General features: G+C 40.9%; 18 protein-coding genes. 8 read left to right on the forward strand and 10 right to left on the reverse strand.

All coding sequences use genetic code 11. The annotated features are described in order from the left end of the window. Positions 1-34 precede the first annotated feature (34 nt). The 4 genes from HMPREF9960_RS02990 to hisS all read right to left on the reverse strand — a co-directional run bounded on the left by HMPREF9960_RS02990 (position 35) and on the right by hisS (position 3,917). On the reverse strand, positions 35-541 hold the full coding sequence (locus HMPREF9960_RS02990; protein WP_005591451.1) for a hypothetical protein: 507 nt from the start codon (positions 539-541) through the stop codon (positions 35-37). A 316-nt stretch (positions 542-857) separates the two neighbouring features. Then, complete coding sequence (locus HMPREF9960_RS02995) at positions 858-1,517, reverse strand: DUF6572 domain-containing protein (protein ID WP_005591450.1); 660 nt, start codon at positions 1,515-1,517, stop codon at positions 858-860. Between the two features lie 105 nt (positions 1,518-1,622). Further along, complete coding sequence (locus tag HMPREF9960_RS03000) at positions 1,623-2,492, reverse strand: hypothetical protein (protein ID WP_005591449.1); 870 nt, start codon at positions 2,490-2,492, stop codon at positions 1,623-1,625. 144 nt (positions 2,493-2,636) lie between these two features. Then, the gene (gene hisS / locus HMPREF9960_RS03005; protein ID WP_005591448.1) at positions 2,637-3,917 is read right to left on the reverse strand and encodes a histidine--tRNA ligase; all 1,281 of its coding nucleotides are present in this window, start codon (positions 3,915-3,917) and stop codon (positions 2,637-2,639) included. A 184-nt stretch (positions 3,918-4,101) separates the two neighbouring features. Here hisS and HMPREF9960_RS03010 point away from each other — a divergent pair, with 184 nt between their 5' ends. Continuing rightward, positions 4,102-4,443: a metal-sulfur cluster assembly factor gene (locus HMPREF9960_RS03010; protein WP_005591447.1), complete on the forward strand. Its 342-nt coding sequence runs from the start codon at positions 4,102-4,104 to the stop codon at positions 4,441-4,443. A 79-nt stretch (positions 4,444-4,522) separates the two neighbouring features. Here the strand turns inward: HMPREF9960_RS03010 and ilvD are convergent, their stop codons facing one another. Then, on the reverse strand, positions 4,523-6,226 hold the full coding sequence (ilvD, locus tag HMPREF9960_RS03015) for a dihydroxy-acid dehydratase (RefSeq protein WP_111705384.1): 1,704 nt from the start codon (positions 6,224-6,226) through the stop codon (positions 4,523-4,525). Positions 6,227-6,495: 269 nt separating this feature from the next. Here ilvD and rpmF point away from each other — a divergent pair, with 269 nt between their 5' ends. From rpmF to HMPREF9960_RS03030, 3 genes are all read left to right on the forward strand, one after another. Beyond that, complete coding sequence (gene rpmF / locus HMPREF9960_RS03020) at positions 6,496-6,678, forward strand: 50S ribosomal protein L32 (protein ID WP_000290416.1); 183 nt, start codon at positions 6,496-6,498, stop codon at positions 6,676-6,678. A gap of 15 nt (positions 6,679-6,693) precedes the next feature. Beyond that, positions 6,694-6,843 (forward strand): 50S ribosomal protein L33, encoded by a 150-nt coding sequence (gene rpmG / locus HMPREF9960_RS03025; RefSeq protein WP_001265622.1) that lies wholly within the window; start codon positions 6,694-6,696, stop codon positions 6,841-6,843. A 166-nt stretch (positions 6,844-7,009) separates the two neighbouring features. After that, positions 7,010-7,849: a DUF4238 domain-containing protein gene (locus HMPREF9960_RS03030; RefSeq protein WP_005591445.1), complete on the forward strand. Its 840-nt coding sequence runs from the start codon at positions 7,010-7,012 to the stop codon at positions 7,847-7,849. An 84-nt stretch (positions 7,850-7,933) separates the two neighbouring features. Here the strand turns inward: HMPREF9960_RS03030 and HMPREF9960_RS03035 are convergent, their stop codons facing one another. After that, complete coding sequence (locus tag HMPREF9960_RS03035) at positions 7,934-8,452, reverse strand: AAA family ATPase (protein ID WP_005591444.1); 519 nt, start codon at positions 8,450-8,452, stop codon at positions 7,934-7,936. Positions 8,453-8,735: 283 nt separating this feature from the next. On the opposite strand from HMPREF9960_RS03035, the gene HMPREF9960_RS03040 reads away from it, so the two are divergent. Further along, on the forward strand, positions 8,736-10,949 hold the full coding sequence (locus tag HMPREF9960_RS03040) for a serine-rich family protein (protein ID WP_255209851.1): 2,214 nt from the start codon (positions 8,736-8,738) through the stop codon (positions 10,947-10,949). A gap of 40 nt (positions 10,950-10,989) precedes the next feature. Then, the gene (locus tag HMPREF9960_RS03045) at positions 10,990-12,162 is read left to right on the forward strand and encodes a family 1 glycosylhydrolase (protein ID WP_005591442.1); all 1,173 of its coding nucleotides are present in this window, start codon (positions 10,990-10,992) and stop codon (positions 12,160-12,162) included. 99 nt (positions 12,163-12,261) lie between these two features. On the opposite strand, the gene HMPREF9960_RS03050 is transcribed toward HMPREF9960_RS03045, so the two are convergent. The 4 genes from HMPREF9960_RS03050 to HMPREF9960_RS03065 all read right to left on the reverse strand — a co-directional run bounded on the left by HMPREF9960_RS03050 (position 12,262) and on the right by HMPREF9960_RS03065 (position 14,747). Beyond that, positions 12,262-12,909: a Maf family protein gene (locus tag HMPREF9960_RS03050; protein WP_005591441.1), complete on the reverse strand. Its 648-nt coding sequence runs from the start codon at positions 12,907-12,909 to the stop codon at positions 12,262-12,264. Then, positions 12,906-13,133, reverse strand: coding sequence for a helix-turn-helix transcriptional regulator (locus HMPREF9960_RS03055; RefSeq protein WP_005591440.1), 228 nt, complete (start codon positions 13,131-13,133; stop codon positions 12,906-12,908). The genes HMPREF9960_RS03050 and HMPREF9960_RS03055 overlap by 4 nt, the downstream gene beginning before the upstream one ends. A 2-nt stretch (positions 13,134-13,135) precedes the next feature. After that, positions 13,136-13,738, reverse strand: a complete 603-nt coding sequence (locus HMPREF9960_RS03060; RefSeq protein ID WP_005591439.1) for a DUF3796 domain-containing protein — start codon at positions 13,736-13,738, stop codon at positions 13,136-13,138. A 148-nt stretch (positions 13,739-13,886) separates the two neighbouring features. Further along, positions 13,887-14,747 (reverse strand): cation diffusion facilitator family transporter, encoded by an 861-nt coding sequence (locus tag HMPREF9960_RS03065; RefSeq protein WP_005591438.1) that lies wholly within the window; start codon positions 14,745-14,747, stop codon positions 13,887-13,889. A gap of 169 nt (positions 14,748-14,916) precedes the next feature. On the opposite strand from HMPREF9960_RS03065, the gene HMPREF9960_RS03070 reads away from it, so the two are divergent. Continuing rightward, a complete protein-coding gene (locus HMPREF9960_RS03070) occupies positions 14,917-15,438 on the forward strand; it encodes a TetR/AcrR family transcriptional regulator (protein WP_005591437.1) in 522 nt (173 codons plus the stop codon). A 76-nt stretch (positions 15,439-15,514) separates the two neighbouring features. Then, positions 15,515-16,687: a CynX/NimT family MFS transporter gene (locus tag HMPREF9960_RS03075; protein ID WP_005591436.1), complete on the forward strand. Its 1,173-nt coding sequence runs from the start codon at positions 15,515-15,517 to the stop codon at positions 16,685-16,687. Positions 16,688-16,815 lie beyond the last annotated feature (128 nt).

Genomic DNA, 16,815 nt, shown 5'->3' on the forward strand with positions numbered 1-16,815 from the left:
TAAGCAACTACTTTTATAAAAACCACTTTCATAATCACCAAAAACCAATCCCTTCTTTCACTGTTTTTAATGGAGTCAATGACCTAACTTTTCCGATGTATCTTAAATCCGCATTTTGTTTTCTAAGAAAATTTTTAAGTTTAATTTTCCTATACCAGGACACCAAAAAAAATGAAATGAATAAAACAAGGACTAAGATCAATACATTTATACTACCTTGAACTAAACTTGCTGTATGATTTGTCGGACCTAACCATAATTCAAATGGAGTCAACCAACGGATAAATGCTGATAGCACAATTGCTATTCCTAAATTAGTCAATCGCTTATTGCTATTTAATCCTCGATCAGAAATATGGCTGCACAATGGATATTCTGTTTGATAAATTTTAAAAAAACTCTTAGAAGATAGACTATAATTTCTTTGCATAAGATATTCTTGACCTAAATCTGTCACAATCAGATACCAACCTTTTTGTACCACCTTATCATTCAATGTGATATTAAAAACTCGGCCTTTAACTCTGTATACATTTACCATGAAAATAACCCTTTGATACCATTAACCATATTATTCCAACCAGAGACAACAGCTTTCCCAATCATCGCTAAAATACCTGATATTATTTTTTAAACACTAGACTGAATAAAAGCAACATTTGTTAATTGCCTCAAATCAGGGACAACCAAAACAACCTCCACCCAAATCCAAATAGATTGGATATTGCAGATTTTAACAATATTGATTAGAAATATTCTTTTTTACATTATATCACATTAGAAATTAGGTCCAGAAAAGATTGTAAAATTTCAAGAATACTAGAAAAGAGAAGACAAACATCTTCTCTTTTGATATCTCAATCCGGCAATTCTATCTTCAAACTCATATCTGTATTCTGCAATACCTTCTGAACAGCTGCTAAAAAGGCTAGGCCATTGTCAGATGGAGAATACTGGAAAGTGATATGGATGACTTTTCTAGCAAAATTGTCTCCATATCGCTCCACATACTGTTTGCTTTCAAGGAAATAAATATAGTTGTTCAGTTTTTCCTGCAGAATTTCCAGATGGACTGCTTCTATCTCTTCCTCCCAGCCAACTGGATCTACCAGAAGAAGCTCTAAATGACTATCAACTGTACCAATAGCGTCAAGCTCCGTTGGTTCCAATTCTGAATCAATGGCTTGGGTGACAATTTGTCTAAATTCCTCTGCTGTGAAAAGACGACGGCTATTTTCAGGATTCTTCAAAATAAAGGAAGGATGATCTTCGATGAAGAGCTTACCAGACTCATCTTGTGTATATTGCTTTTTAGATTTCCAAAAACCATAATCTGCATAATTCATCAACTCTTTACCAGTATGTTCTCCAGACATATAACTATCTGCGGCTTCTTTGGGGATTTCTCTAATCACCTCTGGGCAGGTAATATTAAAAGTTGGATAACGCAAGAAATACTTATCACCATCTTGACAGATTTCCAACATGTCTTCTTTGCTTAAATAAATTGTTTTCATTCATATCCTCCGTCAATTCAAGCTAGTTGAAAAATAAAAGTCTGAGACAAAAAGCCCCAGACCTGTTATCTATATAAATGAGATCCTAAATCTTATTTCAAACTATTAGATCTTTGATTTATCGGAAGATGAAGAGGAGCTTGAGTCAGATTTAGAGCCAGAATCGGTTGATTTGTTTCCTTTACGGGTTTCCGCACCATTTGCTGAATACTCATTTACAAACATTGATTTACGCAATTCAATAAAGTTTTCGTCATTGAGAATATAGCGACCCTCTTTTGTCTTCGTTAACTCCATTGTAAACTCACGTGGCGCAATGTAGCCAAAGTCTTCATTCATACGGTCAAAAGCATAGTAGAAGAGGAAGTTATTTACCAAAGCCAAACGCTTCTCAAGATCTGGATCCGTTGAGTCTTCCAAGGCTTTTACATCTTCAATCCCATTTTCAAACAGACTAGCTTTCGTCATATTGATTAAATTGGCCAAATCACGTGTTGCAATCGCACGGCTCTTAAATGTTACCGTTGCTGTTTCTCCATCGTCTTCAACTTTAGTAATTTCAAAATCATCGCCAATCGTAGCCAAGACTTTAAAACGTGCTTGGTCAAATAGCTCTAAGATTTTTGATGGAGGGAATTTTTCTGTCTTTAAGTCAAGCGTATAGTTTTCTTCTGGCGTATATTTAGACAGATTTTCATCAACGTAAGACTGAGTAATACCTTTCTTCCATTTGTCAACAGACGTTCCCATCAAGGTCGTGAAACCTGAAGAGTGATCTGTAAAGACTGCACGCAAGATAATATCTGCATCTTTTTCAATCCGCTTTTCATTGGTTTCTTTTTCTGATGTAGAAGACGAAGATTGCTCCGTCTTCACGTTTTCAGCGTTCTTTTTCTGTGGTTTTGGCAGGGCCGAACATGCTCCCAACAAAAGAATACAAGCAGGCAATACGCCAAATTTCATCAATTTTTTCATTTTTTCTCCTTTATTTATGTAAGAGTATATCCATTATACCAAAATATTATCAATTTGTTACATTATTTGCTCGCCGTGTAACAAAATTGTAATATTTTGAGATTCCTTAAAGAGCTCAGCCTTTAAGAAAGAATAAATTTTTCTCTAACAACCTAATTTTTCGAGAACAGCCTGATAGTTTTCTTGAACTTGATTCAGTCCAACCACTACTTCTTGACGAGTTTCATTATTCTTCACAGTGACTTGGTTGCTTTCGATCTCACTTTCACCTAAAGTAATGATGGTCTTGGCTCTGAAAGCATCTGCTGACTTGAATTGTGCCTTAAGCTTGCGGTCCAAATAGTCTCGCTCGGCCGCAAATCCTTGATTCCGAAGGGCTTGCACCAATTCCAAAGCGCTGCGATTGGCAGCCTCACCTAGAACGGCAATATAGGCATCCAAGCCTGTCTCAAATGGCAAAGCTGCTCCCTGTTTTTCTAAAATCAAGAGGAGACGTTCCATTCCCATACCAAAACCAAAGGCAGGGGTTTCTGGCCCACCAAAGTAGTCAACCAAGCCATCATAACGGCCACCCGCACAGATAGTTAGTTCGCTGCCTGCCACATCAGTCGTAAACTCAAAAATCGTGTGATTGTAGTAGTCCAGTCCGCGCACCATATTGGTGTTAATGACATAAGGAACCCCTAAAGACTCTAGCATTGAGCGGACAGCCGCAAAATGCTCCTGGCTCTCCTCGTCCAGAAAGTCCAAAATCGAAGGAGCCTGCGCAACGGCTGCCTTATCTTCTTTTTCCTTCGAATCCAGCACACGCAGCGGATTTTCCTCCAAACGACGCTGACTATCCTTAGAAAGACTGTCTTTCAGCGGAGTCAAATAATCAATCAAGGCCTGACGGTAGGCAGCTCGACTCGCTGCATTGCCCAAACTATTCAGCTGCAGCGTCACCTGCCCAATTCCAATTTCCTTGAAGAATTGAGCCGCCATAGCAATCGTTTCTGCATCTGTCGCTGGATTTTCAGAGCCGAAGCACTCCACCCCGATTTGGTGAAATTCGCGCAAGCGACCAGCCTGAGGCCGCTCATAGCGGAACATAGAGCCCATATAATAAAGCTTAACTGGCTTTTGAACTTCTGGTGCGAAGAGCTTGTTTTCGACATAAGAACGAACGACCGGTGCAGTTCCTTCTGGCCGTAGCGTAATATGACGGTCCCCTTTATCGTAGAAATCATACATTTCCTTGGTCACGATGTCTGTCGTATCCCCAACAGAACGACTGATGACCTCATAGTGCTCAAAAATCGGTGTCCGAATTTCCGCATAGTTGTATTTTTTAAACGTCTTACGAGCAAACTCCTCCAGATACTGCCATTTAGCAGATTCCTGAGGGAGAATATCCTGAGTTCCTTTAGGTTTTTGTAATTTCATTTTCTAATCCTCTGCAACTATATAATATCTATTATTTTACCATAAATCAGATGTTTTGAGGAGTTAGAGCAGAAAAATTCCCTCCAAGAGACTAAATCCGTTTTCATTCGCCAGAATTTCTTGAAAAATTGTCAGAATTATGAGAAAATAAGACCACCATTCTATAGAGAAAGAAGGACCGAAGATGAGAGACGATATCAAAATCAATGACCGAGCAGCAGCTATCCAAGAAGAATTAATTAAAAAACTCGAAACGATTTACGATCCAGAGGTCGAGCTTGATGTCTACAATCTCGGGCTCATCTATGAAATCAATCTTGACGAGACTGGCCACTGCAAGATTGTCATGACCTTCACAGACACAGCCTGCGACTGTACTGAAACCGTTCCCATTGAAATTGTCGAGTCCCTGAAGCAAATCGAGGGCATCGAAACTGTCTCCGTTGAAGTCACTTGGTCGCCCGCTTGGAAAATCACCCGCATCAGTCGCTTTGGACGAATTGCGTTAGGCATTAGTCCTAGATAAAAAGATGCCTTGTTCATCTGCATTAAATAAAATAGTAAACCCGCTAGAAAAACTAGCGGGTTATTTTGTCATATATAGGCTATTTCTTCCCTGTTTCTTCTGGTTTCCAGAAATCGGTAACAGCACCTTTAGCGGCAGAGGATACCATGTGAGCATATTTACCAAGTACACCGCGGCTATAAAGCGGTGGAATGGTTGTTTCTGCTTTGCGTTTTTCAAGTTCTTCTTCAGAAACTGCCATGGAAATTTCCTTGGTATCTTGGTCAACCGTGACCATATCGCCTGTACGAAGATAGGCAATCGGGCCACCATCCTGAGCTTCCGGAGCGATATGTCCGACAACGAGACCGTAGGTACCACCTGAGAAGCGACCGTCTGTCAAGAGGGCTACCTTATCTCCTTGGCCTTTCCCTACGATGATAGAAGAAAGTGATAGCATTTCTGGCATACCAGGGCCACCCTTTGGACCAACGTATCGAACCACGACTACATCGCCATCGACTACTTCATCGGCCAGCACTGCATCAATGGCAGCTTCTTCTGAGTCAAAGACCTTAGCAGGCCCGACGTGACGACGAACTTTAACACCTGATACCTTGGCAACCGCGCCATCTGGTGCCAGATTTCCATGCAAGATAATCAATGGACCGTCCGCACGTTTTGGATTTTCAAGCGGCATGATGACCTTCTGACCTGGTGTCAAGTCAGCAAAGTCAGCCAAGTTTTCCGCCACCGTCTTACCTGTACAAGTGATTCGATCACCGTGCAAGAAGCCGTTCGCCAAAAGATATTTCATAACGGCAGGCACACCACCGACATTGTATAGGTCTTGGAAGACATACTGGCCGGATGGTTTCAAATCCGCCAAATGCGGCACGCGCTCTTGAATGACATTAAAATCATCCAAGGTCAGCTCCACATTGGCCGCATGGGCAATGGCCAACAAGTGCAGAGTAGCATTGGTAGAGCCGCCCAAAGCCATGGTCACTGTGATGGCATCTTCAAAGGCTTCGCGAGTCAGAATGTCAGATGGCTTGAGCCCCATTTCCAGCATCCGGACAACTGCTCGGCCAGCTTCCACGATATCATCCTTCTTATCTTGAGATTCTGCTGGGTGAGAAGAAGAACCTGGCAAGCTCATCCCTAGAACTTCAATAGCTGTCGCCATAGTATTAGCCGTGTACATACCGCCACAGCCACCAGGGCCAGGGCAGGCATTACACTCGATGCGGCGCACTTCCTCAGCAGTCAAATCGCCATGGTTCCACTTCCCGATACCTTCAAAAACGGAAACCAAGTCAATGTCTTTTCCATCAAGATTCCCGGGTGCAATAGTTCCACCATAAGCAAAAATGGCTGGAATATCCATGTTCGCAATGGCAATCATAGAGCCAGGCATATTCTTATCACAGCCTCCGATAGCGACGAAGGCATCCACATTATGTCCGCCCATGGCAGCTTCGATAGAGTCTGCGATGATGTCGCGTGAAGTCAGAGAGAAGCGCATGCCCGGTGTTCCCATGGCAATCCCGTCTGCTACAGTAATCGTACCGAACTGAACAGGCCAAGCACCTTGTTCTTTTACTCCTTCCTTGGCTAGTTTACCAAAATCATGTAGGTGAATATTACAAGGCGTATTTTCTGCCCAAGTCGAAATCACTCCGACAATTGGAGTTTCAAAGTCCTTGTCCGTCATCCCTGTCGCGCGAAGCATGGCGCGGTTAGGAGATTTGACCATACTATCATAAATCTTACTTCTGTGGCGTGTATCTAATTTATCTATCATGTCTTTCCCTTTCGTTGTAGTCATCTTTGTGCTTTATTATACCACACTTATGCTCTATTGGATAGAAGAAAATTTTTAAATTTTCAGAATATTGGAATAATATTCTGAAAATAGGTGCAACTGCTAAAAAGCCTTACTATTGTCCAAAAGAAAATCAAAAATTTCTGTCAAGTAACTTTACTTTACAAAAAAGTTTTGTTATACTGTTAAAGTTGATGAAAATCATGAGATTGCATCGAATTACATTCTAAAAGGAGAAACAAACAATGGCAGTACCTGCACGTCGCACTTCAAAAGCGAAGAAAAACAAACGTCGTACACACTACAAAGTAACAGCTCCATCTGTAAACTTTGACGAAACTACTGGAGATTACTCACGTTCTCACCGTGTATCACTTAAAGGATACTACAAAGGACGTAAAATCGCTAAAGCTGCTGCAGCTGAATAATAGAAGGGAGATACCATGCGCGTAAATATTACACTTGAACACAAAGAATCTGGTGAACGCTTGTACCTTACTTCTAAAAACAAACGTAACACTCCAGACCGTCTTCAATTGAAGAAATACTCACCAAAACTTCGCAAGCACGTTGTGTTTACAGAAGTGAAATAAGACAACATACAGAATGCCTATGAAATCAACGTTTCACAGGCTTTTTTCTTTTGTTTTCGATGAAATAAACTGGATTTTAACTGATTAAGATTTGTTCACACTAAGTACAGGTGTTTTTTGATATAATTATCGTAGTATAACTTGTTTTTAAAGAGGTGTGAGGTTAATGACAAATAAAGTGATGACAAAGAAACAACATTACTACCCAAGATGTCTATTAAAGTATTTTGCTGATGAATATGACGAAGTGAATGTCTATATTCGGCAAGCCAATAAATTATCTAAAGTGAATTATGAACGTCTCTGTTTTTCAGACTATTCATATGAAAGTGACGACACTATTGATAATATTTTAGAAAATAAGCTTGGCCATTATGAAGCAAAAATGGGAGCAATCGTAAATGATATTTTAAATCATTTTTCTGATGAAGATTTTACAGTTACTAGAGAACAACAGGAGTTCTTATATCTATACATGTGGTTACAATACTTAAGAACTGATGCTGGTCGAATCAACTTTATTACAATGTATGAAAATATTTTCTCACACAAACCTAGAACTTTACCTATAGAGTTAACTGAGATAAAAGATAATCAAGAAAAGATAAAAAAATTTAACAAGTTATTTAAACAAGATGGAGTTCTAGAAAGTTACTTAAAAAACTTTGAAAAGCCTGAAACAATGAATTTTCATATTACAATTAGTGAAGATAATCTATTAACCAGTGATAACCCATTAATTGGTACTGATGGATGGAAAAGGATTATTTTACCAATATGTCCATGTTTATGTATTGAATTTATTGATAATTCAATTGATGAAGCTAAAACCATGTTTATCAAGTTAACTCCAGATCATATCAAATACTTAAATGAAGCAACTATTAATACCGCAAATTACTTCGTCATTTCAAATAAACCATTTACTCTATCTCAGAACAATTATTTGTATAACCGATTTAATAACAAAAATTGGACATTTAGTAAACCCCACTTTAATAATTAAAAGATTAAAAACCCATGAAATCAACGTTTCAAAGGCTTTTTTCTTTTGTTTTTAGCGAAGCAACTGAATGTTATATTACCCCTCTTAAACTAAAAATCTATCTTCCGTTTTTATGAGATTTACAGTTTCTTTGACGTCCAAATCATCTGTATACAGCAAATGATTTTTCTCAATATTTTTAGTTAAAAACTCATTTCTTGACTGGATAGATAAATCGCCCGTTCTTTCAATTTCTTCTCTAGAAGAATCTCGGTCTCTAAGCGTTTCTTCTTCTGCCAGCAATACACAGTATTTTAAGTTTATCTGTCTTGTCTTTAAGAACTCTGCAATTTTCTTCAGTTGTTCCTCAAATATGACGTATTCTATGATGACTGTAATGCCTCGGGCTATGAAATTATCGGTCAGACTGATGACATTATCCCAGAATAAATCCATGTAGTAGCCACCATCTTCCCAAGGAGCTACTAGGCCACTTTTAATCATCAAGTAGATCATGTCGCCTTCTATCACCGCACTTTTGTCAAAAGAGTAGGCTAATTCTTTGCTGACCGTGCTTTTTCCAACGCCTGGAGGACCAGAAACAATATAAACACAATTTTCCAATTTAATACCTCTATCAATTATAACGGTTCTGATAATAACTTCTCATATTATATCATTATTTCGAAGATATTATTTCTATCGACTTCAACTCCTTCAAAAAAGAGAGTAAATATGGATAAAATTCGGAGAAAAACTCTTATAAAGTTCCAAGAAAACCCTTACTTTTGAAAATCTTCATTTTAATGCAATAAATTTTGACAGATGCTCTACTAGCCTTTATAATAGTATTATTACTAAAATTAGGGAGAGTATGTCCATGCCAAATAATGATGAGAACAAAGGTATGTTTCGTAATTTTTTAGGTGGCTTTAAGCGTCTTATAAAAGGAGAAGAGGACGAATCATCCACTTCTGCGGTCAATAACAACGAAGGAAGTAACCCACAAGTCAATGTGAACCCAGAAGATAGAGAAAATTTCCTCATTGAGAAAGCTTTGGAGTCGATCCAATACTACGACCGCTTGGATGTTATGAATATCGGTGGAGAAGAAGTAGACGAATCTCCAGCTGTAGAAAGTGAAGCTAGTCTGGAGCAAGAAAAAATGGCAGCGAAAAGCCAGGCAGCTAGCACTACAGAATCTGCTGAGACAAGTATTTCTTCAGATTCTATGAAAAAGAGGGGCTTGAAGAGCACTGCTGATTCAATATCTCTATCATTAAGTATAGAAAGTAAAAAGGCATCTCGTAGTTTGGAAGTAACCGAATCACAGACACACAGTTTGGAAGTTGGGCAATCTGACAGCAAAGAAACGGATACTTCTGCTAGCTTGTCAATTGCGCAAAGTTATGCCTTCGAGCAATCAATCCTTGAAGAAAATAGAGCGTCACTGAGCTTATCAATTTTTGAGTCAGTATCTCAAAGCATGGCCGCTGAAGAGTCTCTCAGTGCGGACAACGAAGCATCGCTGAGCTTATCTGCTGCTGAGTCTGTGGCGCAAAGCATTGCCATCCAAAAATCAATCAGCGCAGAAATCGAAGCGTCTACCAGCTTATCTGTAGCAGAGTCTGTTTCGCAAAGTATTGCTATCCAAGAATCAATCAGCGCGGAATTCGAAGCATCTACCAGCTTGTCCGTGGCGGAGTCTGTGGCGCAAAGCATTGCCATCCAAAAATCAATCAGCGCTGAAATCGAAGCGTCTAAGAGCTTGTCCGTGGCAGAGTCTATTTCTCAGAGCGTTGCCATCCAAGAATCGATCAGAGCTGAAATCGAAGCGTCTAACAGCTTATCTGTAGCTGAGTCTATTTCGCAAAGCATTGCTATCCAAGAATCGATCAGCGCAGAAACGGAAGCATCTACTAGCCTATCTGTAGCAGAGTCTGTTTCGCAAAGCATTGCCATCCAAGAATCTATCAGCGCAGAAATTGAAGCGTCTATCAGCTTGTCTGTGGCGGAGTCTATTTCTCAAAGCGTTGCCATCCAAGAATCGATCAGTGCAGAATTCGAAGCATCTAACAGCTTGTCGATAGCGGAATCGGTGTCTCAAAGCATTGCAGTCCAAGAATCAATCAGTGCAGAATTGGAAGCGTCTAACAGCTTGTCTGTAGAGGAATCCCAAGTCTTAGATAGAGCTATTGAACAGTCTATTATCACGGAAAACGAAGTGTCTACGAGCTTATCTATCGTAGAATCTGAGGCGCTAAGCAAAGCAATTGAACAATCCATTAGCGCAGAAAATGAAGCGTCTATCAGCCTATCTGTAGCGGAATCCGAAGCCTTAAGTCGAGCAATTGAACAGTCTATCAGTGCTGAAAACGAGGCATCGCTAAGTCTATCTATTACTGAAAATGAAATTCAAAGCACCGCTATTGAACAGTCTATCAGCCTAGAAAATGAAGTATCTACTAACCTGTCTATGGCGGAATCACAAGCGAAAAGCGTGGCCGTAGAGCAGTCTATCAGCTTGGAACAAGAACAATCCCTTAGCCTGTCTATCGCGGAATCACAATCACAACATGCGGCGGTGGAACAATCTCGCAATCTGGAACAGGAATATTCATACAGTTTGGCAGCTGCGGAATCTAGAGCGAAAAGAGATACTATTGAGCAGTCTACCAGCTTGGAGCAAGAACAATCATTTAGTTTATCTACTGCAGAATCTAAAATCCTCAGCAGAGCTGTTGAACAATCAATCAGCGTCGAACAGGATCATTCATTCAGCATTTACCTTGCCCAATCTGAAGCCCAAAGTAAGATTATTGAGCAGTCTATCAGTCTAGAGCAAGAACAGTCACGTAGCCTGTCTGTGGCTGAATCACAATCACAAAGTATCGCTATTGAGCAATCAATGAGCGTGGAAAGAGAGCGTTCAATCAGTCTATCTATCGCTGAGTCGCAATCACAAAGAATGATTATTGAACAATCAATCAGTGCAGAGAGAGCCCATTCGATCAGTCTGTCTGCTGCCGTATATCAATCGCAAAGCATGGCTTCTGAGTTTACTACTGTCACACAGAATCTATCAACCTTGGCCATGATTACTAAGAGACAGAAAAAATAAGCTCAGAACAAGCAGCGAATGAATACTGAAAGGAACTAATATGATTAGAAATATTCTATCAAGTAATGGTAAAAGTCTAGGAATCACCGACATCCTGCCCCGGTATGGTGAAGACTATCGTCTCTCTGTCATGGACGGAACAGTTGACTATCGAACAATCCCCCTAGGAGCCTACGATTTGTTCAAACAAGGCTCCAGCAAACAGGATTATCTGGCAGACATTGAAAAAATTAAAACAATGGGCTTCAATACCTACCAGCTGTCCTTTTCATGGACTCGCCTCTTCCCAACTGGAGAAGAGCGGAGACCCGATGCTAAGGTCCTTGCTTTCTATGAGTCAATTATTGATGCACTGCTAGAAAATGACATCGAACCAATTGTAAGCTTGTCTCATTTCGATTTCCCGCTTCATTTGTATGAAAAATACGGCGCATGGAAAAGTCGGCAAATGATTGCCATGTACGAAAAATATTGCGAAGCCGTTTTGACCCACTTTAAAGAAAAAGTCACTTACTGGATTACCTTTAAAGAAATGAGCGCTCTGTCTTATTTGCCATTCTTAGGCGCTGGGCTACACTTTGACAGCACGGAAAACCAAGAGCAACAAATTTGGCTGGCTGCTCACCATCAGCTAATCGCGTCCGCAAACGTGGTTAAGCTCGGTCAAACCATCAATCCAACCTTCCAATTTGGTAGCTTGATTACCATCAATAGTGATTCCCACCAAGAAAATCACTCAGCTACCGATGCCTTGGGCCATGAGTTGAACAGACGTAAAAACTACATTTTTACAGATGTGCAGACCAAGGGCCACTATCCAAACCACTTTCTTCGCTACATTGAGCGAAATCAGCTGGATCTGGGCATTACAGAAGAGGATGTCTTCGCCTTAAGAGAAGGCATCGTGGATTTTGTTGCCTTCTCACATTATGCAGCGGAAAATATCCAGGATTTGTTTACCAACAAATATGTCCGCAAAAATGTAGAAACTTGCCTTGCACAACCCGTCCTTCTTCGGATTGCCATGTCTGAGCTATATGAGCGCTACCACAAGCCTCTGTTGGTCATTGAGACTTGCTCTGAAGTTTCTGACCATCCGCAATTAGCTAAGAACATTCAAGACAACGTTCAAGAAATCATTAAATCCGTTGAGATTGACGGGATTGAGTTGCTTGGCTACACACCATTTAGCTGGAGCGATGTAAACATCTAGGATCCAGTCCCAAGTTCAAAACATAGAAAAAATCTCCCCGAGAAAGTGAATAATCACTTTTGGGGAGATTTTTGATGTTTTAGAATAGAAATCAAAGCCTTACTCTTTTCCTTTGCTATCTCTAAAAATTCGATAGCTGGTCTCAGCGACAGGCAGGCCGATGATGGTATGCATATCACCTGTAATTGAGCGGATAAAGCGAGGATCCAGCTCCTGAAAGCCGTAAGCACCCGCCTTATCCAGCGGACGCTTCTCATGCAGATAGGCCTCGATGACAGGCTCTAATTCTGGGTAATAGTCTACAAAGTCCACCTGAGCCACGGTGTAAAAAACTTCTAAAAAACCCTGCATACGTAAGCAGACCGAGGTCACTACATGGTGGCTCTTGCCAAAGTAAGAGCGGAACATCCGACTGGCATCAGCTAAATCCTGTGGTTTATTGTAAATCTGACCATCCACTACGACGATGGTATCAGCTGAAATATAAAGGGTTTCAGCTTCCAAGTCCAAATCGGACTTGGCCTTGGAAATCTCACAACAAATCTTGGCTGCCTTGGTCAGAAAATCCTGTTCATCGATGGTTGCCATGCAATGCTCTTCGATAGCTCGCTCGTCCACTTCTACAGCCTGAATCTCTGGATTCAAAAAACTCAGCAATTCCTTGCGTCTGGGCGACGTAGATAGCAGGACAAAGTGACGAATCTTTCCTTTTTCACCTTCCCTTTGATAGTCAAAAACCATCTTCATGATTGTCCCCCTGTGTCCTTTAATTGAAAGAGTTCTTCCACCCGCAAATCAAAAACCTGAGCGATTTTTAAAGCCATCTCTAGCGAGGGATTGTAGCGATTATTTTCCAAGTGCAAGATCGTTTCGCGCCGCATTCCAATGTGGTCCGCTAACTCCTGCTGGGTCATGCCCCTAGATTCGCGGACAGATTTGAGATTGGTGATAATATTGCTTTCCTTGGCCATTTTTAACCTCTCTTTTCAAATAAAAAGAAGACAAATCCAAAGAGTAACACCAAGACACCAATCATGACGAAAAATATTCCGGCATTGACTGTGATAGATCCTACATTAGCACTAAGCCCTGCAAGCACCAGTAAAGTTGCTATACAGATAGCAAACATCAAAGTCGCTGCTTTTGCTAGATTGGCATAAAAACGCTCGTCTGCTCTCTCCTTAACCTTTTTCAAAGCAAAAAACAGAAGAAAGAGAAACTGGATAGCGAGGAGCCCTCCCAAGGCAATGTACTTTATAAAGGGCGGATTGGTGCTTGGAGTCCACAACCAGATTCCGACAGTATAGATAGAGGTTGCTGAAAGCGTCAATAGATTGTAAAATTTCATGGTCAGATCATAGACCTGCCTTTCTTGAACTTCTTTCATCTTCTTAGGCCATGGTTTCATGTGAAACCAAGACCAGATACTCACGAGCTGACCTGAACTTACTAAACCGACAATCATCCACTTGGCTGTCCAGCTGAGATTGCTGGGAGCAAGGAAAACAGCGAAATCAATAAAGAGAGCGGTGGCGACCAGCAAAATGAGGCCACCCATTTTTTGACTGTTTTTCATGATAGACTCCTTTCGTATGTTAGAAATATTTAACACCTTTATGTTATAAATATATCACACACAAGAATAAAAGGCAAGCATTTATGTGCTGTTTGGGAATTTTTTATTTTCAAAAACAGAAACCCCAGAATTTCTCTGGGGAGCTGGCTTATTCTTTACCAATACAATATTCTTGGTGTTCCTGCAAGCTTTCATCGGTCTGAATGGTCACTTTGGCAATGCCATAAGCCAAAAGCTTTTGGCGTAGGACAATCTGCGTTTCAGCCAGCAAATTGGGATTTTCCAAACAGATATGAAGCATGGCATATTTTTCCAAACCATCCGTTGTCCAGACATTGAGCTGGGTAATGGCTCGCACGTTTTCCAGCACTGCTATTTCCTGATAAAGCTGACTGAGATCTACATCGCTGGGCACATGGTCTAGGAAAATCCGGATATTCTCCCAAAATTTTGGCATAGCCTTGCTGAGAATAAAGCCTGCGATGACGAGAGAAAGCAGCGGATCCAGGAAATACCAATCGGTGAAGCGCAAAATAAGGGATACTAGGATAACCGCTAGCCAACCCAAAATATCCTCAAGAAAATGCAGGCTAAGAATGGATTCATTGTGACTGTGGCCGTGGCTGACTACTCTGCTAGCTGCTGTATTAACGGCAATAGCGACAATTCCCAAAACCAACATGCCATCATAATTTACCTTCTCAGGAGCCAATAATTTAGGGACATTTTCTACGATAACCAAGGTCGAACCGACCAGCAAAATCACCGAGGTCAAGAGGGCACCCAGCAGGCTGTAGCGTTTATATCCTAGGGTATAGTTGCGGTCTTCTTTTCTAGTGGAAATCTTCTCAAAAAAAGTCGATAGGCCAATAGCCAAAGCATCTCCTGTGTCGTGAATTGCATCTGCTAAGACAGCACTGGAATGAAAGAGAAGGCCAAAGATAAACTCAATAATAGCAAAAGAAAAGTTCAAGAGAAAAGCGATTGTCATATTTCTACTGGATTTCATGTGAACCTCCTTATTTATTTTCCTAAAAGAATACGATTTATGGTATAATCTAATCAATACCGAACACTCTGTTCAATTATATTATCCACTATTATCAGAAAGGAAACAAGAGCCAGTTCATGCCCTTTGTCTCTTAGCAGACAAAAAGCTCTTTTTGTACGGAATTTCCATGGATAGACGAGTAAAAAAATCACGCACAGCTATTTACCAAGCCTTTATCAGCCTGCTCAATCAGAAAAGCTACGAAAGCATCACTGTTCAGGAAATCATTGATCTAGCAGATGTGGGCCGCTCTACCTTCTATAGCCACTTTGAGACCAAAGAAACCCTGCTGGAAGAACTCTGCCAAGATCTCTTTCAGCATACCTTTATCGAGCGATCTGAAGGACGCGATTTGTTTGAAGCGACAGCCCATATTTTCCATCACTTTCGGAAAAATCAGGATCGGATAGCCACCCTCCTCCTAGCTAAAAATACTTATTTCATCAACCGTCTGAAAATCGAGCTTGAGCGCTATCTCTTTCCCATGATTGAGCAGACATTATTGCAGAAAAAAAGTCATCTGCCAGACAACTTTTTAAAAAATTATGTGACGTCAACTTTTGTGGAGACAGTCAGCTGGTGGCTGCAGCAACGAAATCAGGTTGATGAAGACACGATTTCTCACTATTTTCTGGACTTGATGGACTAAGCCGCAATTCGCCTATCATTTTCTAAAAAGATATGGTATAATCGTTCCTTGACGTACGAAAGGAGATTGACTATTTATGAAAAAAGAACACTCACCATTTTTAATTCCAGGTATAGTGATGATCGGGATAGCACTGCGGGCTCCTTTTACTGTTTTGCCTATCGTTCTGACAGACATTGCGGAGGGGCTACAGGTTCCAGTTAGCTCCCTGGGCCTCTTGACTAGCCTGCCTTTGATTATGTTTGCCCTCTGCTCGGTCTTTGCTCCGCGCTTAGCACAAAAGATGAGCTTAGAAAAACTGTTTGCTCTTGTGTTACTCGTGCTAACTCTAGGCTCGCTGATTCGCGTGTTTAATCTCCCCTTACTTTATACAGGAACTATTATTTTAGGAGCGGCTATTGCTGTCTTAAATGTCCTTCTTCCGAGCTTGATTCAGGCCAATCAGCCACATCGAATTGGATTTTTGACAACCCTTTATATCACATCGATGGGGCTGTCAATCACGATTCTGTCTGCTCTGGCTGTTCCCATCGTTCAAATGAGCTCTTGGCGAGGTCTCATTTGGGTGTCGACCTTGATTTGCTTTGTGATTCTCCTGGTTTGGCTGCCCAATGTCAAATATAGCCATCGCTTGGCGGCTAAACAGCAAGGAAAGCAAGAGCAAGGAGCTCTTCTAAAAAATTCAAGAGTCTGGGCCTTGATTTTATTTGGCGGCTTACAGTCACTACTCTTTTATACCAGCATGACTTGGTTGCCAACTTTAGGACAACAAGCTGGTCTTTCTACTGATACGACAGGCTTACTAGCAGCCATCTTTTCTCTGATTAGCCTGCCCTTTTCAATGACAATTCCTAGCTTGACAGCGCGCTTGAAAGCTCGTCAACGTCTGGTCATGATTAGCCTGGTTTCTGCGGCAGGTCTGATCGGCATTACCATGCTCTTGATTCGGACAGATTCCTTTGCTTATTGGCTGATTCTTAATCTGCTCATTGGTATGTCTGTCAGCGCCCTCTTCCCCTATCTCATGGTGACCTTCTCCCTCAAGACCTCTACACCTGCGCAAACGGCTCAACTATCTGGACTGGCTCAAACTGGAGGATACATCCTAGCTGCCTTCGGCCCGAGCCTCTTTGGCTACAGTTTTGATTTATTCCATTCTTGGACACCAGCCATCCTCATCCTCCTCGGACTGACCGTCATCATGACTATGAGCCTCTTTTACATAGAAAAATTTGATAAGATTCTATAAAACTTCTGATTCTTCATCAGGAGTTTTTTTACTGCCAAGTTTCTTGTAATTTCCGAAATTCACTTAAAATCATCTTTCCTCATCTTACCTGCTTGATTTTTTTGATTATAACATAACTTTTAAACGAC

Source organism: Streptococcus cristatus ATCC 51100 (assembly GCF_000222765.1).
Lineage (GTDB): Bacteria > Bacillota > Bacilli > Lactobacillales > Streptococcaceae > Streptococcus > Streptococcus cristatus.